A 20348-nucleotide genomic window follows, 5' to 3' on the forward strand; every position below is an offset into this window, starting at 1 on the left:
GGAGCGGATCGTCAGCCGGCGATGTTGCCGGTGCGGTACTCCAGGGCCTTCGTCGGGTACTTGTTGTCGTCGCCGTACTGGTAGATGCCGATGGTGGCCACGGCGGGGTCACCGGCCTCGTTGAACTCGACCGGGCCGCTCACGCCCTCGTAGTCGATGTCCTTGCCGGCCTTGAGCAGCTCGACGCAGGTCTTGAAGTCGTTGCACTTCTCACCGGTCTTGCTGACCTCGGCCAGCTTGGCCGCGACGTCGACGCCCGCGTCGCTCTTGGCGGCCTCGGCGGCCAGCGCGAGCAGGTTGGCGGCGTCGTAGGACTCGGGAGCGTAGCTGAAGTCCTCGAGCTTGGGGTTGACGGCCAGAAGCTTCTTCTGGAACTCCTCCGGCGACGCGGCGCCGGGGATGGTGCCCTTGACGCCCGTCAGCGTGCCCTTGGGCAGCTTGACGTAGTTGGTGTTGGAGGTGTTGCCGTCGACCATGTACCACTTGTGCTTGCTGGCCGGCATGCCCTGCTTGATGAGCTCCTGGATGACCTTGGAGGTCTCCTCGAAGCCGATCAGCACGATGCCCTTCGGGTTCTTGGCCTTGAGCTTGGCCACGTCGGCCGAGAAGTCGGCGGCCTTCGGGTCGTAGTCGACCCGCTCGACGACCGTGCCGCCGCCGTCGGTGACGGTCTTGGCGACCTGGTCGGCCAGGCCGGTGCCGTACGAGTCCTGCATCGCCAGGATGCCGACCGTGTCGTTGCCGTCGGCCACGATGAGGTCGCCCAGCACGCGGCCCTGCAGCTTGTCCGGCGGCGAGGTGCGGAAGTAGAGACCCTTGTCCTCGATCGTGGTGAACTTGTCGGAGGTGTTGGCCGGCGAGAAGTGGATCACACCGGCGCCCGTGATCTTGTCGATCACGGACTCCGACACCGACGAGGACGCCGCGCCGATGATGGCGTCGGCCTTCTGCGCCAGCAGCTTGTCCACCGACTGCGAGGCGATGTTCGTGGTGGTGTCACCGGAGTCGGTGTCGAACTTGGCGACCGGCTTGCCGAGCACGCCGCCGGCGTCGTTGATCTCCTTGATCGCCGCGTCGACACCAGCGAACTCGGGCGGGCCGAGGAAGGCGAGCGAGCCCGTCTGCGGAAGCAGCGTGCCGAGCGTCAGAGTGCCGTCACCCTTCGCCGCGGGAGCCGCGGCGGATGACGCGGCCGATTCGGATGGCTGGGTAGCGGTATCGCTGCCACCACCGCAAGCTGTCAGGGCGAGGCTGGTGGCAGCCACAACAGCCAGCGCCCGCCCCACGGGAGCAATGCGGACCATGAAGTGTCTCCTTCATCTCCAGGCCGGGACCGGTCAGCGCCGACGTTCCCGATCGAATGACGGAAAGGTATAAAACCACCGCGGGTTCCAACCAGATGCCGGGATGAACTGTCGGCACTTGGATGCGGAGTCGTAATCAGTCCTCAACTTACGAGAGGGCCTCTAGCTTGCCTAATGTGCCAGAAGTGAAGCGCTTTAGGGTCCCCCTGGTCCTCTTCGTCGCCGTCGCGACCGCGCTCGCCGGCTGCGGTGCCGCCGACAAGCGCGCCGAGCCCGCGACGCGGCCCCCGGACGGCGTCTCGGTCTCGCTGGCCCAATGGCGTTCGGACGAGCCCGTGCACGCCCTGCAGATCGCCGTGCGCAATACCACCACCACGCCCGTGTATTTCGCCGACGTCCAACTGGTCACGGCCTCTTTCAAAACGCTACCGCCGCAAAGCGCGGACGCCACGATCCGCCGCACCGAGCGCACCGACCTGCCCGTCACCTACGGCGAGGCCAACTGCTTGCCGTCCGGCCTGCCCGAGGTCCGGCCGGCGACGGTCGTGGCCCGCCTCCGCACGGGCGACGAGCCCCTGCGCAAGGTCGTCTTCACCGTGCCGCACCCCGACCCGCTGCTGTCGCGGCTGCTGCGCGACGAATGCTCGGCGTTCCTGGTCAAGCAGGCCGCCGACCTGTCGTTCGGGCCCGACTGGAAGCAGGACGGCGAGGTGATGCGGGGCTCGCTGGTGCTCACCCGGCGAGGCACGGGAGCGGTGAGCGTCGCCTCCGTCGACGGCACCACCCACTACATGGTCACACCTGGCACCAAGCGCCGGCCCCTGGTGAAGCTGGAGACCGACGCCCAGCGGGCCGAGGCGCCCATCGCGCTGTCGCCCGGCCGCTGCGACCCGCACGCGTTCGCGGAGGCCAAGAAGGCGTTCCTGTTCCCCGTGCGGGCGTCGGTCGACGGGGGCGAGGAGCGGATCGTCATCGTGGAGCCGCCCAAGCCCCTCCAGGACCGCCTGATCGACTACGCCCTGCGTGTGTGCGGTCTGGGCGGGTGAGCTCATGCTGCGTCTCCGTCCGGATGGGCGAACCTGCTGCCGCCCTCAGCATGCGCGCGGACGCCCGCGCCGGAAGGCTCCGAGGCCGGTTGGATGCCCAGTCGTGACCGGACCAAGACCCGCGACCCCAAATCCGGTGATATAGGACCTTTCAGTCGGTCTTTTCCGTGTCGTCGATAACGATCTGGGCAACCTCGCGCATGCTCAGCCGCCGATCCATGGACGCCTTCTGGATCCACCGGAACGCCTGCGGCTCGGTCCAGCCGTGCGCGGCCATCAGCAGCCCCTTGGCCCGCTCGACCAGCTTGCGCGTCTCCAGCCGGTCGGACAGGTCGGACACTTCCTTGCTGAGCGCCACCATCTCCTCGTGCCTGCTGACCGCCATCTCGATCGCCGGCACCAGGTCGGCCTTGGTGAACGGCTTGACCAGATAGGCCATCGCACCCGCGTCCCTGGCCCGCTCGACCAGGTCACGCTGGGAGAACGCGGTGAGGATGAGGCACGGGGCGATCCGGTCGGCCACGATCCGCTCCGCGGCGGAGATCCCGTCGAGCACCGGCATCTTGACATCGAGGATCACCAGGTCGGGCTTCAGTTCGGCGGCCAGGCGGATGGCCTGCTCGCCGTCACCGGCCTCGCCCACGACGACGTAGCCGTCCTCCTCGAGCATCTCCTTGAGGTCGAGGCGGATCAGTGCCTCGTCTTCCGCGATCACCACTCGCCGCTGCGTACTCACGAGCAGAAGAGTACCGATGTCCGCTAGATTAGAGCCACGTCGGCGCCGTCCTGCTGCATCAGGCTGCGGGTTCGGGCACCGTACGGATGCCGCCCCGATAGACCAACCGGCAGAGTCGATGGCCTCAAAATCCATTCAGTGTGGGTTCGAATCCCACTCGGGGCACCAGCGGACGCCCGGCCTTCCCGGCCGGGCGTTTTTGTCGCACCCTCCTGCCACACTCTGCGCATGTACGATCTCACGGTCCGTCACCATGTGCTGCGCCTGCTGCGGTCCGGGCTCAGCGTGAGCGAGGCGAGTCGCCAGAGCGGCGTCAGCAGGTCCACGATCCGCGAGTGGCGCGACCGGCGGGTGCCCGACTCCCCCATGACCGGGACCTGTCCCCGCTGCGCCGACCCGCCGCACGCGCCTTCCCCGGCGCCCGCCTACGCCTACCTCCTCGGCCTCTACCTCGGTGACGGCTGTCTCAGCCGCGTCGGCGACCCGGCCAAGGATGTCTGGTCCCTGCGCATCATCTGCGCCGACGCCTGGCCCGGCCTGATCCGCGAATGCGTCGACGCGCAGCGGGCCGTCCGCCCGACCAACAAGGTGCGCGTCGTGCCCAAACAGGGCTGCCGTGAGGTCAATTCCTACTCCAAGCACTGGCCGCATCTCCTCCCCCAGCACGGGCCGGGCATGAAACACCAGAGGACGATCGCCCTTCACGGCTGGCAGCGGGAGATCGTCTCGGCGCAGCCCGGATGGTTCGTGCGGGGGCTGATCCACTCCGACGGCTACCGGGGCGACAACCATGTCCGCCGCGCCCTGCCCGGCGGCGTGCGCTGCTACTCCTATCCGCGCTACCTGTTCAAGAACGAGTCGGCCGACATCCTGGGCCTGTGCGGGGAGGCGCTCGACCTGCTCGGGGTGGCCTGGCGGCACAACAAGCGCAACGAGATCTCCGTCGCCCGCCGGGAGGCCGTCGAACTGCTGGACCTGTTCGTCGGCCCCAAGTACTGATGACCCGCCGTGGTGTCCGCTGTGGTGTCGGCTGGGGCGAAAAGTGGGCAAAGAATGCGCATCCGCGTCTGCAGGCCGCCCCGGACCGGTGATGTAACCGGTGAGGGGGGTGGGGCCGATGTCGTTGAGCGTGGCCGAGCGGGAGGCGTTCCTGGCCGACGCGCACATCGCCGCGGTTGCCGTGAACGCCGGTGCGGAGCGGGCACCGCTGAACGTGCCCGTCTGGTACGACTACCGGCCGGGCGGTGAGGTGCGGTTCCTCACCGACGGCGAGTCGCTGAAGGCGCGGCTGATCCTCAAGGCGGGCCGGTTCTCGCTGCTCGTCCAGCGGGTCAGCCCGACCTACCGCTACGTCAGCGTCGAGGGGCCCGTCGTCGGCTCCACGCCCACGACGCTGGAGGAACTGGCCCGGATCGCGGCGCGATACCTGCCGGCCGACGCCGTGCCCGGGTACGTGGACAGCTCGGACCCGCGGGCGCTGGTGACGTTCCGGATGCGGCCGGAGCGGTGGCTCTCTGCCGACCTGGGCGTGCTGTGAGCCGGCCCGGCCATCCGGCAAGCGGTCGGTGGCGGGCAGGCAGCGGGTGGCCGGTGGCTGGCGGACGAGCAGCGGATGGTCGGCGGGCAGCGGGTGGCGGGCGGGCGGCGGGTGGTCGGCGGGTGGTGCGTGGGGTGGTCGGCGGGTGGATGGTGGGCGGGGTGAGGGTATTTTGAGGGCCGTGACTGCTACAGATCCCACCGTGACCGGCGCGCATGGCCTCGGCCTGGCCACCGTCGCCGCCGACGGCACCGTTCTCGACACCTGGTTCCCCGCGCCGGAGCTGGGCGACCCGCCCGCCACGGGCACCGAGCGGATCGACGCCGCCGAGGCCGGCGAGCTGGCCGCGCTCGTCGGCGCCGACGAGGCGCGGGGCGTCGAGGTGGTGGCTGTTCGCACCGGCATCGCCAAGCTCTCCGAGCCGCCGGTGGACGCGCACGACGCCTACCTGCGGCTGCACCTGCTCTCGTCCCGCCTGGTCAGGCCGCACGGGCTGAACCTGGACGGCGTGTTCGGCCTGCTGGCGAACGTCGTGTGGACCAGCCACGGGCCGTGCGCCGTGGAGGGCTTCGAGCGGACGCGCCTGCGGATGCGCGCCCGGGGCCCGGTGGCGGTGTACGGGGTGGACAAGTTCCCCCGGATGGCCGACTACGTGATGCCGTCGGGGGTGCGCATCGCCGACGCCGACCGGGTACGGCTCGGCGCCCACCTGGCGCCCGGCACCACGGTGATGCACGAGGGCTTCGTGAACTTCAACGCCGGCACCCTCGGCGCCTCCATGGTGGAGGGCCGCATCTCGGCCGGGGTCGTGGTGGGCGACGGCTCCGACGTGGGCGGCGGGGCCTCGATCATGGGCACCCTGTCGGGCGGCGGCAAGGAGATCATCTCCATCGGCGAGCGCTGCCTGCTGGGGGCGAACGCCGGGGTGGGTGTCTCGCTGGGCGACGACTGCGTCGTGGAGGCGGGTCTGTACGTGACGGCCGGGACGAAGGTGGCCCTGCCGGACGGGCGTACGGTCAAGGCCAGGGAGCTGTCGGGCGCCGACGGGTTGCTGTTCCGCCGCAACTCGCAGACGGGCGCCGTCGAGGTCGTTCCCCGCACGGGCCGCGGCATCGAGCTCAACACCGCTCTGCACCAGAACTGAGTGTCTTTTCACGGCAGGCACGGGAGGGCCCACCCGCCGCACGTGGCCGGGCGCCCTCCAGGGTCACGCTCCTCGTGCGACCACCGTGCCCGCCGTGACGCGCGCCTTCCGGGCCACCTCCGTGGCCCGGGGTGCGCCATGGCCGCTCACGCAGGCGGGCCGCCTCCCCGTCGGCCAGAGGGCGACCCGGGCCCCCTGGCCGCCTCGAGACGACCCGCTTCGAGGTGACGTTCCCCGGAAGCGCCGGGGGCAGGCTCTGACGGGCCGCTGCAGCGGAGCGAGGGCCCGCCGGGGCCGACGCCCGGCGCCAGCCGGGTGGGGCGGGGTCAAGAGGCGTGGGCCAGCCAGAGGTCGGGGCCGAAGACCTCGTAGTGGATGTCGCGGGGTGCCACGCCCGCCTGGATGAGCTGGCCGCGCGCGTGCCGCATGAACGGCAGCGGCCCGCACAGGTAGGCCACGGCCCCAGAGGGGATCTCCAGGCCGGCCAGGTCCATCAGGCCGGTCCGGACGGCGCCCTCGGTCCCGCCGGTGACGCCCTCCGGCGCCTCCTCGTACCAGAACACCCGCGAGCCGCCCGGCAGCGCGTCGGCCAGTGCGGCCATGTCGGCGCGCAGGGCGTGGGCGGGCTCCGAGATGTCGGCGTGCAGGAGCAGGACGCGGCGGGCGGAGCCGGCGTCGGCCAGGTGCTGGAGCATCGCGGTGATGGGCGTGCAGCCGATGCCCGCGGAGACGAGGACGAGGGGCGCGTCCTCGTCAGCGCCCTCACCGGCGTCTCCCCTCGTGCTCCCGGCGGCGAGTCCCTCCGCGCTGCCGGCGGCGGCTTCCTGGGCGGTCCCGCCGGTGACGTGAGCGGTGGTGTGGGGGGTGCCGTCATCGAGGGTCACGTCGCCGAACGGGGCCGACAGCGTCAGCTCGTCGCCCTCGCTGACCGTGGCGTGCAGCAGCGTGGACACCTCCCCCTCGGGCTGCTCGCCGCCGCGTACCCGCTTGACGGTGATGCGGCGCAGGCCGTCCTCGCCGAACCCCGACAGCGTGTACTGGCGCAGTTGCCGCACCCCGTCGGGCATCTCGACGCGGACGCTGACGTACTGGCCGGGCCGGGCGGGCGGGACGGGCCCGCCGTCGACGGGCCGCAGTGTGAAGGAGACCACGTCGGCCGTCTCCTCACGCCGTTCGACGACCCGCCACTGCCGCCAGATCTCGCCCTGACGGGCTCCTGCCTCGGCGTAGAGCCGGGCCTCGGCGGCGATGAGGGCGCCGGCCATCAGCCAGTAGACCTCGTCCCACGCGGCCGCCACCTCGGGTGTCACGGCCTCGCCCAGCACTTCGGCGATCGCGGCGAACAGGTACTTGTGCACGATGACGTACTGGTCGTCGGTGATGCCGACCGCGGCGTGCTTGTGCGCGATGCGGTTGAGCAGCTCGTCGGGCCGCTCGTCGGGACGTTCGAGCAGCATGCCGGCGAAGGCGGCGATCGAGCCGGCCAGGGCCCTGCGCTGCTCGCCGCTGCGCTGGTTGCCGCGGTTGAACAGCCCGTCGAGGAGTTCGGGCCGGTCGGCGAACATCGTCTCGTAGAACCGCGCGGTGATGGTGTCCAGCGCGGCGCCGACGACGGGAAGCGTGGCTCGGACGACGGCGGCGCTCTCCACGGACAGCATGTGTACCTCCTGCTCCAGGGCAGCCCAAGACCGACCCAAGGGAAAATTGGAATCTGAGATACATATTAAAGAGCGGTCTCGGCGGTCTCCGCACGGGGAGGGGTCATCGCCTCGGGACGGGTGAGCGACAGCAGCACGGGGCCGGTGGGCGAGGCCACGAGTGAGTCGATCGGGACCGTGTCGAGCGAGGCGTAGAAGGCCTCCTGGGCCTCGCGCAGCGCCGACCGCAGCCGGCAGGCGGCCCGCAGCGGGCACGGCGGGCTGTCGTCGCAGCCGACCACGTCGCCGCCGCCCTCCAGGCTGCGCACGATGCCGCCGACCGAGGCGTGCCGGCCGGCCTCGGTGAGCTGCAACCCGCCGCCCCGCCCCCGCCTGGCCTCCACCAGGCCGAGCTCGCCGAGGCGCGCCACCGCCTTGGCCGCGTGGGTGTAGGGCACCGCGAGCAGGTCGGCGACCGCGCGGGTGGTCGTCAGCTCGTCGCGGCCGGACACGGCCAGCCGCATGACGATGCGCAGCGAGATGTCGGTGAAGGCGGTCAGCCGCATACCCCTACGGTAGGCGGTTCCGGGCTCCGGCCGGGAGCGGTGGGAAAGGGCCGGGCGCCCCTTCGATCAGGGACCTTCGTCACTACGGCCGGAGGGTGCCGCGGTGATGGACTCCTCCGGGGCCGGCCCGGACCCCAGGCACCACCGGGCCGGCCGGAGAGGGAGGTCTTCACTTTGTCCACCGCCGAGTCGATCAGCGAACCCCTGGCCGGCGACCGCCGCCACCTGCCCGAGCCGCCCGTCCTCATCCAGGGCGGGATGGGCGTCGGGGTGTCCGGGTGGCGGCTGGCCAGGGCCGTCGCCCTGGCCGGGCAGCTCGGGGTGGTGTCCGGGACGGCGCTGGACGCCACTCTGGCGCGGCGGCTCCAACTCGGCGACCCGGACGGCCGGCTGCGCCACGCGCTGGCGAGCTTCCCGGTACCCGAGGTCACCGAGCGGATCCTGCGGCGCTACTACGTGGCGGGCGGCGCCGGCGCCGGCGCGCCGTACCGGCCCGTGCCCCGGCTGGGGCTGCGGCCGAACCCGGCCCGCGACGAGCTGACGGTGGCGGCGAACTTCGCGGAGGTGTTCCTGGCCAAGGAGGGCCACGACGGCCTGGTCGGCGTCAACTACCTGGAGAAGATCCAGCTCGCCACGCCCGCCGCGGCCTACGGGGCGATGCTGGCCGGGGTGGACTACGTCCTGGTCGGCGCCGGCATCCCGGCCGAGATCCCGCGGCTGCTCGACGACCTGGCGGCGCACCGGGCGGCGGAGCTCACGGTCGCCGTGGCGGGCGAAGACGACCCGGCCCGGCGGCACACGGTCCGTCTCGACCCGGTGGCGCTGCTCGGACGCGAGGTGCCGCCCCCGGCCCGGCCGCGGTTCCTGGCGATCGTGTCCTCGCACGTGCTGGCCGCCTACCTGGCGCGGTCGGAGGCGACCCGGCCGGACGGGTTCGTGGTGGAGTCGCCGGTGGCCGGCGGCCACAGCGCGCCGCCGCGCGGGCGGCTGCGGCTGGACGAGGAGGGCGACCCGGTGTACGGGCCGCGCGACGAGGTGGACCCGGCGCGTCTGGTGGCGCTCGGACTGCCGTTCTGGCTGGCCGGCGGGTACGGCACGCCCGGCGGGGTGGCGCGGGCACGGGCGGCGGGGGCCGCGGGCGTCCAGGTGGGTTCGGCGTTCGCGCTGTGCCGGGAGTCGGGGCTGGACGCCGGGCTGCGGGAGCGGATGCTGCGGAGCGCCCGGGCGGGCACGCTGCGGGTACGCAACGACCTGCGGGCCTCCCCCACGGGCTTCCCGTTCAAGATCGCGGACGTGCCGGGGACGATGTCCGATCCCGACGTCCACGCGGAACGGTCCCGGCTGTGCGACCTGGGCTACCTGCGCACGCCGTTCGTCAAGCCGGACGGCGCGATCGGCTACCGCTGCCCGGCCGAGCCCGTCGACACCTACGTTCGCAAGGGCCGCCCGGCAGAGGAGACCGCCGGGCGGCAGTGCCTGTGCAACGGGCTGCTCGCCGCGGTCGGGCTCGGGCAGAACCGCCCGGACGGCTACCGCGAGCCGCCGCTGCTCACGCTCGGGCAGGACACGGGGTTCCTGGACGGGCTGCCCGACGACCACGGCGCCGCCGACGTGATCGCGCGCCTGCTCGCGGAGTGACCGCCGGTGTTGCCGACGTCCCAGGTCTTCGGCGGTCCCGCGCGGATCCGGCCGAGCCCGTCGCGTTGCGGCGCAGCCAGCCGATCAGCCGGGCGCGGTCGTGCGGGCCGAGCGCGTTCCCGGCCGTGACCACCCGCAGGGCATGTCCCGTCCCGGCGGGCGTCGTCCCCGTCCCCACGTGGTCCTCGGTACTGGGAGAGTGCCGGGACAGGTCGCTCGCGGTGTAGCGGCGGGACCGGGTGGTGCCGAGCGGGCGCCGGGACCGCAGGCTGGTCGGGGACGGCGCAGCCGGCACCGGCGATCATCGTCGTGGAGGCTGCGACGACGGCGCCGTGAACGCCGCGGTCCCCTGGCGCGAAGGCGCACGTGCGGGTCCTAACCTCTGGTCGTGGCGTCGTCGTCGCCCGGGACGCCCTGCGCGTCCGGGTCGGGGTCGACGTTCACGTCGTCCTGGCAGCACTCGGCGTCGTCCTCCGACGGCTCGTCAAGGGGCGCGGTGGTCGTGGGGGTAGTGGTCGTGGGGGTGGCGGCGGGGGCCGGCGTGGGGCCGGGCGTGAGGACAGGGGTGGGGACGGGGGTGGGTGTGGCCGCCGGGGCGGGTTCGGGCGCCAGGTTCTCCGTCAGACCGATGTCGGCGCGGGGCGGAAACCCCTCCACGGGCAGGTTCTTCATCGCCTTGGTCATGAACGTGCGCCAGATGGCGGCCGGGTAGGTGGCGCCCTCGAACGCGGCGCCGAGCGGCACCTCGTACGGGCGGCTGTAGGGGTTGCGGTCAGTGTGGCGCATGCTCCTGCCGTCGGTCACCGGGCAGTTGTCGTGGACCGGCGGGACGACCTTTCCGGTCCTGGTCCGGCACTCCTGCCGGAACATGCCGACGGCGGTCGAGAGCTGCGGGGTGAAGCCGACGAACCAGGCTTCCTTGTTGTCGTTGTTGGTGCCGGTCTTGCCGGCGACGGGCCGGTCGTGGAGCGCGGCGCCGCGTCCGGTGCCCGACTTGACCACGGCCTGCAGCGCGGCGGTGGCGTCGGCGGCCGCCTCGGGCGAGATGACCTTGGTGGCGGTCCTCACCTCGGGGAACTTGAGCTTCCCGTCCCGGTTCCTGACCTCGGTGATGACGTGGTTGGGGACGTGCTTGCCCTCGTTGGCGAAGATCGAGTAGCCGCCGGCCTGTTCGACGGCGGTCACCTCGCTGGAGCCGATGGTGAGCAGATAGTTCTGCTCGTCGCGGGTGCGCTCCAGCCGCTGCCTGCTCAGCCCCGCCTTGGCGGCGATCTCGATGACCTTGTCCAGGCCGACCTTCTCCCCCATCTTGGCGTACGCGGTGTTGACGGACCCCGCCGTGGCGGCGACCACGTCGACGGCCGAGGCGGCGGAGGGGTGGTCGTTCCTGATGGGGGTGGTGCCCTCCAGCTTCAGCGGGCTCCGGGCGGGGACGTAGCTGCGCAGGCTGTAGCCCTGGTCGAGCCAGGCCGCCAGGACGTACGGCTTGAAGGCCGAGGCGGCCTGCTTGCGCGACTGGAAGGCGTCGTTCCAGGCGTCCTTGGCGTAGTCGTCGCCGCCGTAGAAGGCACGGATCCGGCCGTTGCGCGGGTCGACGACGGCCAGGCTGGCCTGGATCTCCTTCAGCAGGCTCCCGGTGTGGCGCTCCACCGCGTCCCGCGCCGCCTCCATGAGCCGCTTGTTCAAGGAGGTGTGGATCCGGTAGCCGCCCTTGTCCACGTCCTCCTTGCTGACGCCACGGCTCTTCAGCTCGTCGAGGACGACCTGGACCATGTAGCCGTTCAGGCCCCGGTAGTAGTCCTTCGTGGTGTTCTTCACCCGTCTGGGGGACTTCGGCGACCTGCCGGGCAGCGAGCCATAGGTGGCGCGGTCGAGTTCGGCCATCTCGCCGATCGCGTACGTGTAGCGGAACTCCGTCGGGCCCGTGTCGCCCGAGGCCTCGGCCCGGTCGAAGGCGTCGGGGTTCTGGATGCGGCCGGCGAGGTAGGCGCCCTGTTCGGGCGTCAGGTTCGCCACCTTCCTCCCGAAGAAGGCCTCGGCCGCCGCGCCGATGCCGTGGGCGCCCCGGCCGAAGTAGATGGTGTTGAGGTACTGCTCGAGGATCTGGTCCTTGGACAGCTCCTTGTTGAGCTTGACCGCGACGAGGATCTCCTTGAGCTTGCGCTCGACGGTGCGCTCCTGGGACAGGCCGTCGTAGTAGTTGCGGGCCATCTGCTGGGTGATGGTGGAGGCGCCCTGCACCTGCCGGCCGCTGACCGTGTTCCACACCGAGCGGAGCATGCCGGAGAACGAGATGCCGGAGTCCTCGCGGAAGGAGGCGTTCTCGGCGGCGATCACGGCGTCCTGCACGTGGCGGGGGATCTGACCGATCTTCACCGGGACGCGCTTGACGCCCAGCTTGGCCAGCACCTTCCTGTCGTCGAAGTAGATGACGCTGCCCTGGTCGTCGACGTTGTCCTGCACCTGTTCCCGGGTCGGCACGGGCATCTCGGCGTAGGCCACGGCGATCATGCCGAAGACGCCGGCCCCGATCACCGCGAAACCGGCCATGACGATCTTCCAGCTCGGCAGGAAGCGGCGCGGGCCGGGCCGGTCGCTCTCGCGGGCGGTGCGGGCGCGTGGACGCCGGGACGGTCGCACAAGTCCTCCGGTTCGACGAGGGAAGGCCCCACTGGCGAGGGCGGGTCCTCGTCCGGCTGCTGAACGGTCTCCCCCAGGCCGGACATGGCGGCCATGACAGCACAGCCGCGTACATACTGTCCAAGACTGATATGTATCGCCCGCCGATACTCGAACCGATATCAGCACACGTCAGCGCGCCCTTCCAGGGCAGAACCGGTTATACCCGGGCAAGCCAGTCGGCGTGCGTGAGGCCGCGACGAGGGTCGACGCGGTGCAGGAGAGCCTGCCCGGAGGGATGTGCGGACACCCAGGCCGCGGTCGACGTGGGCGATCTCGTCGTCGCCCACACGAGGTCGCACGGCAACGCCGCCAACCGCGCCCCGTGGCGGGGGTCGATCCTGGCGAGCAGCGGGTGCGAACCCGGCGGCAGCGGCTGCGGCGCTGCCCGGTGTCGGGGTGCTCCGAACGGGATGAGCGGTCCGTCGACGTCAAGGAACAGCAAGGGGCGGTTCGCGGAACCGGGCATCGCCGAAGGACAGCCGTGGGCGCATGCGAAGGCGCCACCAGTCGACAGGGCGGGCGCGGCCCTCCGCTCGCGCCGGCCGGGCCGTGTGCCCACGGCGGAATCCTCGCCCGGCCGTGGCTGCGGCCGGGCGGGGTGGGTCGTCAGCTGGCGTGGGAGACGGCGGAGCCGATCGTGTGGACGCGCAGGGCGTTGGTGGAGCCGGGGGTGCCGGGCGGGGAGCCGGCCACGATGACCACCTTGTCGCCCTTCTCCAGGCGGCCGAGCGACAGCAGCGACGCCTCCACCTGGCGCACCATGTCGTCGGTGTGGTGCACGAACGGCACCTGGAACGTCTCCACGCCCCACGTCAGCGAGAGCTGCCCGCGCACGTGCGGGGCGGAGGTGAAGGCCAGCAGCTGGATGGGCGAGCGGTAGCGGGCCAGGCGCCGGGCCGTCTCACCGGACATGGTGAACGCCACCAGCGCCTTGGCGCCGACGATGGCGCCCACCTCGGCGGCGGCGCGGGCGATGGCGCCGCCCGTGGTCTCCGGCATGCGCTCCAGGGTGTGGGTGGCGTACAGCGAGGCCTCCTCCGCCGCACAGGCGATGCGGTCCATCGTGGAGACGGCCTCGATGGGGTAGCTGCCCACGGAGGTCTCGCCGGACAGCATGACCGCGTCGGCGCCGTCCATGACGGCGTAGGCGACGTCGGAGGCCTCGGCGCGGGTGGGGCGGGGGGCGCTCATCATCGAGTCGAGCATCTGGGTGGCGACGATGACCGGGCGGGCCTTCTCGCGGCACAGCTCGATGATGCGCCGCTGTACGATCGGCACCTGCTCCAGCGGCAGCTCGACGCCGAGGTCGCCGCGGGCGACCATGATGCCGTCGAACGCCTCGACGATCTCGGGGAGCCGCTCGACCGCCTGCGGCTTCTCGATCTTGGCGAGCAGCGGGAGGCGGACGGCCTCCTGCTCCATGATGTTGCGGACCACGTCGGCGTCGGACGGACGGCGCACGAACGACAGGGCGATCATGTCGAACCCGGTGCGCAGCGCCCAGCGCAGGTCGGCCTCGTCCTTGTCGGTGAGCGCCGGGGCGCTGACGTTGACGCCGGGCAGGTTGAGGCCCTTGTTGTCGGAGATCATGCCGCCGATGACGACGCGGGTGGTGACGCGCTGGCCGTCGACGCGGGTGACCTCCAGCACCAGGCGGCCGTCGTCGACCAGGATGGTGTCGCCGGGACGGACGTCGCCGGGCAGGCCCTTGTAGGTGGTGGAGACCTGGTCGCGGTCGCCGGGGACGTCCTCGGTGGTGATGGTGAAGACGTCGCCGAAGCCGAGCCGCACCGGGCCCTCCTCGAACCGGCCGACGCGGATCTTGGGACCCTGCAGGTCGGCCAGCACGCCTACACCGCGGCCGAGGTCGGCCGCCACCTCCCTGACCCGGTCGTAGACCTCTTTGTGCAGGTCATGGTCACCATGGCTCAGGTTGAACCGTGCCACGTCCATGCCGGCGGAGATCAACTCACGCAGGCGTTCAGGAGAGGACGTGGCGGGGCCGAGGGTGCAGACGATTTTCGCGCGACGAGTCACGAGTCCTACCTTAATTGGTACAGACCACTTGGCGTCACCGATGACGGAGAACAGCGTGGCCACGGTCCCGTCCACGGCCGCGGTCGGCGGGCCTGCGACACCGGTCGCGACGGATGGCACCGCCCAGCCTACGACGGCACGTCACCGGTTGACGGTGGCGGCCTTCCAGGCGTCGACGATGCCGTGCCCGTAGAAGCCGTTCTTCGACTTGCCGCCCTGGCAGACGTGCTTCTCGGTCTCGCCGTAGATCTTGTAGCCGTACGCGCGGGGCCTGGGGCACGCCCTGGGCGTGGCGGTGCGGTAGAGGAGGCGTTCGACGGTGGCGGGGTCGAGCGCGACGCCGCCCTTGCCGGGCTTGCCGAAGCGGCTGACCAGGATGGCGGCCACGCCGGTGGCGTGCGGGGCGGCCATGGAGGTGCCTTCCAGGTACTGGTAGTAGGAGCAGGCGCCGTCGCGGCAGTCGCGGACGACGTCGGCCGTCTTCGGCTTGCCCGACTTGTCGAGCTTGCCGCCGCGGCGCAGCGCGTCCTCCGGCACCGCGGCCAGGATGGCGCGGGTGGCGGAGGCGTCCTTGCCGTCCAGCAGGTCGCCGCCGGGCGCCGCCAGGTCGGTCTGCTCGACGCCGTAGTCGCTGTAGAGGGCCTTGCGGCCGGACGGGCCGACGGAGGAGACGGAGATGACGCCCTTGGACTCGGCGGGGACGTTCAGGCAGGCGTTGGTCACCTTGCGGACCCGTTCCTGGCCGCGCGGGTAGCCGGGGCTGTCCCGGTCGATCGTGGGCCTGCCGAGGTCGGTGGCGCCGTTGCCGAGCGCGGAGACGAGCGTGACGCCCTTCTTGCGCGCGTAGTCGAGCGCCCGCTGCATGCCGGTGATGATGGCGCGCTGTTCGAGCTGCTGCTTCTTGCTGTCGGCCGGGTTGTTCGCGCAGTTGAACAGCCACGGGTCGACGTAGTAGCTCATGTTCACCACGTCCACGCCGATGTCGGCGGCGTAGGTGAGGGCGTCGAGGCTGGGCTTGAGGAAGAAGTACCCCGAGTCCTGCCCGGCCCTGATGTTGACGAGCTGGACGCGGGGGGCGACGCCCGCGATGCCGATGCCGTTGACGGGCGAGCCGATGGTGCTGGCGACGTGGGTGCCGTGGCCGTCGTCGTCCCGGTCGACGGGGTCCTTGCAATCGCTGACCTCGCACGGGCCGTCGAGTGTGTCGCCGTCGGGGTCCTCGGGCCGGTCGGTGACGAAGTTGCGGCTCAGCTCGCGGTTGAAGTTGGGGGCGATGTCGGGGTGCCTGCCGTCGATGCCGGTGTCGATGACGCCGACGAGGACCTTCCGGGTGCCGGGCGCCTTCTTGTTGGCGCGGTCGGCGCCGATCATGCGCATGTCCCACTGGCGGCCCGCGAGCGGCTCGCCGGCCGTCTGCTCGGAGGCGAGCGCCGTCGCGTCGGGATACGCGGCGTGCCCCGTCGTGGGGTCCGCCACACCGCCGGCCGGGCCGGCCGCACGTGCGGTCCGGTCCACAGGGCGGGCGGCCGGGTGGGCGGAGGCGAAGCCGATGCGCCGGTCGGTGGAGACGCCGACGATGGACGGGGACGCGCCGAGCGCGGTCACGAAGGCGTCTCCCCCACCCCTGGCCAGCGCGTAGCCGAGCCTGAGGTCGGTGGAGACCGTGGTGCCGCCGGCGCGCTCGATGGCGGCCAGCGCCTCGCCGCGCCCGCCGTCGGCGTAGAAGACGAGGTACTCGCCGGCCGCGGCGGCGGCGGGCACCGCGGCCGGTGGCGTTGCGAGCCCGCATGCGGCCAGTGCGGCTGCCGTGGTCAGGGCCGCCAGGCCGGACGCGACTCGCCGCATTCTTCCCCCATCCGCCGCGTTTGCGCAGATTCTGCATCTTCCCGGCAGTTTTCCAATGATGCAACTCACGCCGGGCACGGGAAGATCATCTAGGCGCCGACCGGTGGCGACGGGGTGAAGCGCACCGGCATCGACTCGTACCCGGAGACGAAGTTGGCCGGCCGGCAGGCGGGCTCCCGCGCCTCCACCGGCTCCATGTCGGGCAGGCGCGCCAGCAGCCGTTCGAGCATGGTGCGCAGTTCCAGCCGGGCCAGGCTGTTGCCCAGGCAGAAGTGGCTGCCGAAGCCGAAGGCCAGGTGGTCGTTGGGGGTGCGCGTCACGTCGAAGCGGAACGGGTCGGCGAAGACGGTCTCGTCACGGTTGGCCGACGGGTAGAGCAGCAGCACCTGCTCCCCCTCGCGCAGCCGCCGGCCGCCGAGCACGGTGTCGGCCGTGACGGTGCGGGCCATGTTCTTGATGGGCGAGACCCAGCGCAGCATCTCCTCCACCGCCACCGGGATGCCGGACGGGTCCTCGATGAGCGCGTGGCGCTGCGCGGGGTGGGTGAAGAGCTGGTACGCGCCGCCGGACAGGACGTGACGGGTGGTCTCGTCGCCGCCGATGAGGATGAGCAGCGACTCGTAGACGAGGGAGTCGTGGTCGAGGCGCTCCCCCGCGACCTCCGCGTGCACGAGCGTGCTGATGAGGTCGTCGCGGGGGCATGCGCGCCGGTCGGCGACGACCCGGCCGGCGTAGGCCGCGTACTGCTCGAACGCCTCGGCGGCCCGGACCAGCAGGTCGCTGTCGGCCTGGCCGACGAGGCCGCGCAGCATGTCGTCGGACCAGCGCATGAGCGCGTCCCTGTCCTCGGGGGCGACGCCGAGGGCGTCGCCGATGACGATCAGCGGGAGCGGCGCGGCGATGTCCCAGACGAAGTCGCACGCGCCGCGCTCGCAGACCCGGTCGAGGATCCGGTCGCACAGCCGGCGGATGCGCTCGCCCTGCGCGGCGACCCGGCGCGGTGTGAACCCTCTACTGACGAGCCTGCGCCGGAGCAGGTGGGCGGGGTCGTCCATGTCGATCATCATGGGCAGGGCGGCGGCGTCCGGCCGGATGCCGCGCGCGCTGGAGAACGCCCGGGGGTGCAGGGAGACGTGGCGGACGTCGCGGTGGGAGGCGACGCCCCACACGCGGCCGTCCCAGTAGACGGGGGCGTTCTCGCGCATCCACCGCAGCTCCGCCTGCGGGTCACGGCCCCAGAACTCCCCGCTCACCAGATCGATGGCCTTGTTGACCGGCTGCTCTGTCACGTGTCCATCGAACCAAGCAAGCGATAGCTTAACAAGCGTCGGCCGTGAAAGTTTCAGCCGCCATCGGGGCGGCGTACCCGTCCTTCCACCGGTCGGCGGCAAACGGCCGGGCCGCGAAGCCCCCATGCGGGCGGCCGCAACCACGGGGGCGTTCGTCGCCGGACCGGCGCCCTCGTACGATGCAGACATCGGGAAAACGCTTTCCCATTTCCCGTTCGCGAAAGGACGGCGAGCCCCCATGCCCTGGAACCCGACGGCACTACGGCGAGCGGCGATCGTCTGCTCCCTCGCCCTCACCGCCCTGGCGGGCGCCGGCCCGGCCCTCGCCCGGCCCGCCACCGGACAAGCCGGCACGAAGCAGGTCGCCGACCAGGCCGGCACAGGGCGGGTCGGCGCCGCCGACGCGCCGATCGGCTTCGCCTCCGTCAACGCCCTCGGCCTGAACGGCACCACCGGCGGCGCCGGCGGCCGGACCGTCACCGCGCGCGACGCCGAGGAGTTCCTGGCATACATCGACAGCCTCGAACCCCTGGTCATCCAGGTCGCGGGCACCATCGCGATCACCAGCAAGCAGGGCGTGCGGCCGAACAAGACGATCGTCGGCGTGGGCGCCTCCGGCCACATCACCGGCGGCGGCCTGGACTTCTACCGCTCCTTCAACGTGATCGTGCGCAACATCCGCTTCACCGGGGCGGAGGACGACGCCATCAACATCGGCCAGCAGTCGCACCACATCTGGATCGACCACAACACCTTCTCCGGCGCGGTGGACGGCTCGATCGACGTCGTGCGCGGTGCCGACTACGTCACCGTCTCCTGGAACCACTTCGACCACGCCGACAAGAGCATGCTGATCAGCCACTCCGACGGCGCGGCGGGCACCGACGTCGGCCGGCTCAAGGTGACCATCCACCACAACTTCTTCGACCACAGCCGCCAGCGGCACCCGCGCGTCCGGTTCGCCGAGCCGGTGCACGTCTTCAACAACTACTTCCTGGGCAACGAGCTGTACGGGGTGGCCTCGACGGAGAACGCCGGGGTCGTGGTCGAGGGCAACTACTTCGAGAACGTGCCGCACCCGCTCCACTCGGCCGGCGGCTACGCCGACAGCGGGCCGGGGCGGGCCGTCCAGCGCGGCAACGTCTTCGTCGGCTCCGGCACCCCCGAGACGGCGGGCACGGTCGTGGAGCCGCGCACGTACTACCCGTACGCGATGGAGCCCGCGCAGAGCGTCCCGGCGGCGGTGCGGGCCGGCGCGGGCGCGGGGAAGATCATCACGACGGGCGAGCCCGCCTCTGACGGCACAACCCCGGCCTGAGCGGCTGCTCCCGCACACGCCGAGCGCCCGCCCGGACCAGGTCCGGACGGGCGCCGCGTGCGTGTCGGGGCGCGCGTCAGACGAGCGGGCGCGCCGTGGGCAGGATCGGGTACGGCAGCGCCGTGTCCCCCGTCAGGTAGCGGTCCACGCCGGAGGCGGCGGCCCGCCCCTCGGCGATCGCCCACACGATGAGCGACTGGCCGCGGCCCATGTCGCCCGCCACGAAGACGCCGTCCACCTTCGACATGTACGTCTTGTCGCGCGAGACGTTGCCGCGGGCGTCGTAGAAGCCGTCGCCGCCCGTCTCGGCCAGGTCCTGGAGCAGGGCGCCCTTCTCCGGGCCGACGAAGCCCATCGACAGGGTGACCAGCTCGGCCGGGATCTCCCGCTCGGTGCCCGGGACGGGCTTGAAGCCGTTCTGCGGCCCCTCGACCTCGACCAGGCGCAGCGCGCGGACGTTGCCGGCCTCGTCGCCGACGAACTCCGTCGTCGAGACGGCGTAGACCCGGTCGCCGCCGCCGTCCGCCAGCTCCTCGTGGGCGCTCTCCATCTTGAACAGGATGGGGAACGTCGGCCACGGCTGGTTGCCCGAGCGCGACGCGGGCGGGCGCGGCATGATCTCCAGCTGGGTGACGGACGCGGCGCCCTGCCGGATCGCGGTGCCGATGCAGTCGGCGCCGGTGTCGCCGCCGCCGATCACCACCACGTGCTTGCCCTCGGCCGAGAGGGGCGAGACGGCGAGGTCGCCCTCCTGCACCTTGTTGGCCGGCGGCAGGTACTCCATCGCCTGGTGGACGCCGTTCAGCTCGCGGCCGGGGACCGGCAGGTCGCGCCACTGGGTGGCGCCGCCGGACAGCACGACCGCGTCGAACTGCTCGCGGAGCTGGGCGGCGGTGATGTCGACGCCGACGTTCACGCCGGTGCGGAACTCGGTGCCCTCGGCCCGCATCTGGGCCAGCCGGCGGTCGATGTGCCGCTTCTCCATCTTGAACTCGGGGATGCCGTAGCGCAGCAGGCCGCCGATGCGGTCGGCCCGTTCGAACACCACGACGTCGTGCCCGGCGCGGGTGAGCTGCTGGGCGGCGGCCAGCCCGGCGGGGCCGGAGCCGACCACCGCGACCCGCTTGCCCGTCTTGCGGGCGGGCGGCTGGGGGGTGACCCAGCCCTCGGCGAACGCCCGGTCGATGATCTCGACCTCGACCCGCTTGATCGCCACCGGGTCGGCGTTGATGCCGAGGACGCACGCCGCCTCGCACGGAGCCGGGCAGAGCCTGCCGGTGAACTCCGGGAAGTTGTTGGTGGCGTGCAGCCGCTCGATCGCCTCGCGCCAGTCGGTGCGGAAGACCAGGTCGTTCCACTCGGGGATGAGGTTGCCGAGCGGGCAGCCGTTGTGGCAGAACGGGATGCCGCAGTCCATGCAGCGGGCGGCCTGCTTGGTCAGCTTCTCGGGTGAGAAGTCCTGGTAGACCTCACGCCAGTCGCTGATGCGGACGTCCACCGAGCGGCGCGCCGGCAGCTCGCGGTCGTAGGCGAGAAACCCCTTGGGGTCAGCCATCGGTTACGCCTCCC

General features: G+C 71.9%; 15 protein-coding genes and 1 tRNA gene. 7 read left to right on the top strand and 9 right to left on the bottom strand.

Annotated features, from left to right (window positions below; all coding sequences use genetic code 11):
• Positions 1 to 11 precede the first annotated feature (11 nt).
• Complete coding sequence (locus FHU36_RS02000; protein ID WP_185082097.1) at positions 12 to 1304, bottom strand: ABC transporter substrate-binding protein; 1293 nt, start codon at positions 1302 to 1304, stop codon at positions 12 to 14.
• A gap of 185 nt (positions 1305 to 1489) precedes the next feature.
• On the opposite strand from FHU36_RS02000, the gene FHU36_RS02005 reads away from it, so the two are divergent.
• Positions 1490 to 2350, top strand: coding sequence for a hypothetical protein (locus tag FHU36_RS02005; protein ID WP_185082098.1), 861 nt, complete (start codon positions 1490 to 1492; stop codon positions 2348 to 2350).
• Positions 2351 to 2501: 151 nt separating this feature from the next.
• Here the strand turns inward: FHU36_RS02005 and FHU36_RS02010 are convergent, their stop codons facing one another.
• Positions 2502 to 3086 carry an ANTAR domain-containing response regulator gene (locus FHU36_RS02010; RefSeq protein WP_312891392.1) on the bottom strand — a complete coding sequence of 195 codons (585 nt, stop codon included), beginning with the start codon at positions 3084 to 3086 and terminating at the stop codon, positions 2502 to 2504.
• Positions 3087 to 3177: 91 nt separating this feature from the next.
• Between FHU36_RS02010 and FHU36_RS02015 the strand changes: the two genes are divergently transcribed.
• The 4 genes from FHU36_RS02015 to dapD all read left to right on the top strand — a co-directional run bounded on the left by FHU36_RS02015 (position 3178) and on the right by dapD (position 5767).
• Positions 3178 to 3254: transfer RNA gene (locus tag FHU36_RS02015), tRNA-Leu, on the top strand.
• A 60-nt stretch (positions 3255 to 3314) separates the two neighbouring features.
• Positions 3315 to 4085, top strand: coding sequence for a helix-turn-helix domain-containing protein (locus FHU36_RS02020; RefSeq protein WP_185082099.1), 771 nt, complete (start codon positions 3315 to 3317; stop codon positions 4083 to 4085).
• Positions 4086 to 4203: 118 nt separating this feature from the next.
• Positions 4204 to 4623 (top strand): pyridoxamine 5'-phosphate oxidase family protein, encoded by a 420-nt coding sequence (locus FHU36_RS02025; protein WP_185082100.1) that lies wholly within the window; start codon positions 4204 to 4206, stop codon positions 4621 to 4623.
• 181 nt (positions 4624 to 4804) lie between these two features.
• Complete coding sequence (gene dapD / locus FHU36_RS02030; protein WP_185082101.1) at positions 4805 to 5767, top strand: 2,3,4,5-tetrahydropyridine-2,6-dicarboxylate N-succinyltransferase; 963 nt, start codon at positions 4805 to 4807, stop codon at positions 5765 to 5767.
• Between the two features lie 326 nt (positions 5768 to 6093).
• Here dapD and FHU36_RS02035 read toward each other — a convergent pair whose 3' ends face one another.
• A complete protein-coding gene (locus FHU36_RS02035) occupies positions 6094 to 7425 on the bottom strand; it encodes a globin domain-containing protein (RefSeq protein ID WP_185082102.1) in 1332 nt (443 codons plus the stop codon).
• Between the two features lie 65 nt (positions 7426 to 7490).
• Positions 7491 to 7970: an RrF2 family transcriptional regulator gene (locus tag FHU36_RS02040; protein WP_185082103.1), complete on the bottom strand. Its 480-nt coding sequence runs from the start codon at positions 7968 to 7970 to the stop codon at positions 7491 to 7493.
• Between the two features lie 174 nt (positions 7971 to 8144).
• Here FHU36_RS02040 and FHU36_RS02045 point away from each other — a divergent pair, with 174 nt between their 5' ends.
• Positions 8145 to 9608, top strand: a complete 1464-nt coding sequence (locus tag FHU36_RS02045) for a nitronate monooxygenase (RefSeq protein WP_246501920.1) — start codon at positions 8145 to 8147, stop codon at positions 9606 to 9608.
• A 375-nt stretch (positions 9609 to 9983) separates the two neighbouring features.
• Here the strand turns inward: FHU36_RS02045 and FHU36_RS02050 are convergent, their stop codons facing one another.
• The 4 genes from FHU36_RS02050 to FHU36_RS02065 form a co-directional block, all read right to left on the bottom strand.
• A complete protein-coding gene (locus FHU36_RS02050; RefSeq protein WP_185082104.1) occupies positions 9984 to 12248 on the bottom strand; it encodes a transglycosylase domain-containing protein in 2265 nt (754 codons plus the stop codon).
• A 648-nt stretch (positions 12249 to 12896) separates the two neighbouring features.
• Entirely contained in the window at positions 12897 to 14327 is a 1431-nt protein-coding gene (gene pyk, locus FHU36_RS02055) for a pyruvate kinase (protein WP_185082105.1), read from the bottom strand.
• A 141-nt stretch (positions 14328 to 14468) separates the two neighbouring features.
• A complete protein-coding gene (locus FHU36_RS02060; RefSeq protein ID WP_185082106.1) occupies positions 14469 to 16172 on the bottom strand; it encodes a S8 family peptidase in 1704 nt (567 codons plus the stop codon).
• A gap of 89 nt (positions 16173 to 16261) precedes the next feature.
• Positions 16262 to 17461, bottom strand: coding sequence for a cytochrome P450 (locus tag FHU36_RS02065; RefSeq protein ID WP_312891393.1), 1200 nt, complete (start codon positions 17459 to 17461; stop codon positions 16262 to 16264).
• A gap of 238 nt (positions 17462 to 17699) precedes the next feature.
• Here FHU36_RS02065 and FHU36_RS02070 point away from each other — a divergent pair, with 238 nt between their 5' ends.
• Positions 17700 to 18779: a pectate lyase family protein gene (locus FHU36_RS02070; protein ID WP_185082107.1), complete on the top strand. Its 1080-nt coding sequence runs from the start codon at positions 17700 to 17702 to the stop codon at positions 18777 to 18779.
• A gap of 76 nt (positions 18780 to 18855) precedes the next feature.
• On the opposite strand, the gene FHU36_RS02075 is transcribed toward FHU36_RS02070, so the two are convergent.
• Positions 18856 to 20334, bottom strand: a complete 1479-nt coding sequence (locus FHU36_RS02075; RefSeq protein ID WP_185082108.1) for a glutamate synthase subunit beta — start codon at positions 20332 to 20334, stop codon at positions 18856 to 18858.
• Positions 20335 to 20348: the final 14 nt, after the last annotated feature.

The sequence above is a fragment of the Nonomuraea muscovyensis genome (assembly GCF_014207745.1).
In the GTDB taxonomy this organism is placed as follows: Bacteria; Actinomycetota; Actinomycetes; order Streptosporangiales; family Streptosporangiaceae; genus Nonomuraea; species Nonomuraea muscovyensis.

What these genes read in the sequence shown, in the direction of transcription:
- FHU36_RS02035 (WP_185082102.1), bottom strand. Translation starts at nt 7,425, where the DNA reads ATGCTGTCCGTGGAGAGCGCCGCCGTCGTCCGAGCCACGCTTCCCGTC.
- FHU36_RS02075 (WP_185082108.1), bottom strand. Translation starts at nt 20,334, where the DNA reads ATGGCTGACCCCAAGGGGTTTCTCGCCTACGACCGCGAGCTGCCGGCG.
- FHU36_RS02070 (WP_185082107.1), top strand. Translation starts at nt 17,700, where the DNA reads ATGCCCTGGAACCCGACGGCACTACGGCGAGCGGCGATCGTCTGCTCC.
- FHU36_RS02000 (WP_185082097.1), bottom strand. Translation starts at nt 1,304, where the DNA reads ATGGTCCGCATTGCTCCCGTGGGGCGGGCGCTGGCTGTTGTGGCTGCC.
- FHU36_RS02020 (WP_185082099.1), top strand. Translation starts at nt 3,315, where the DNA reads ATGTACGATCTCACGGTCCGTCACCATGTGCTGCGCCTGCTGCGGTCC.
- FHU36_RS02040 (WP_185082103.1), bottom strand. Translation starts at nt 7,970, where the DNA reads ATGCGGCTGACCGCCTTCACCGACATCTCGCTGCGCATCGTCATGCGG.
- FHU36_RS02060 (WP_185082106.1), bottom strand. Translation starts at nt 16,172, where the DNA reads ATGCGGCGAGTCGCGTCCGGCCTGGCGGCCCTGACCACGGCAGCCGCA.
- FHU36_RS02025 (WP_185082100.1), top strand. Translation starts at nt 4,204, where the DNA reads ATGTCGTTGAGCGTGGCCGAGCGGGAGGCGTTCCTGGCCGACGCGCAC.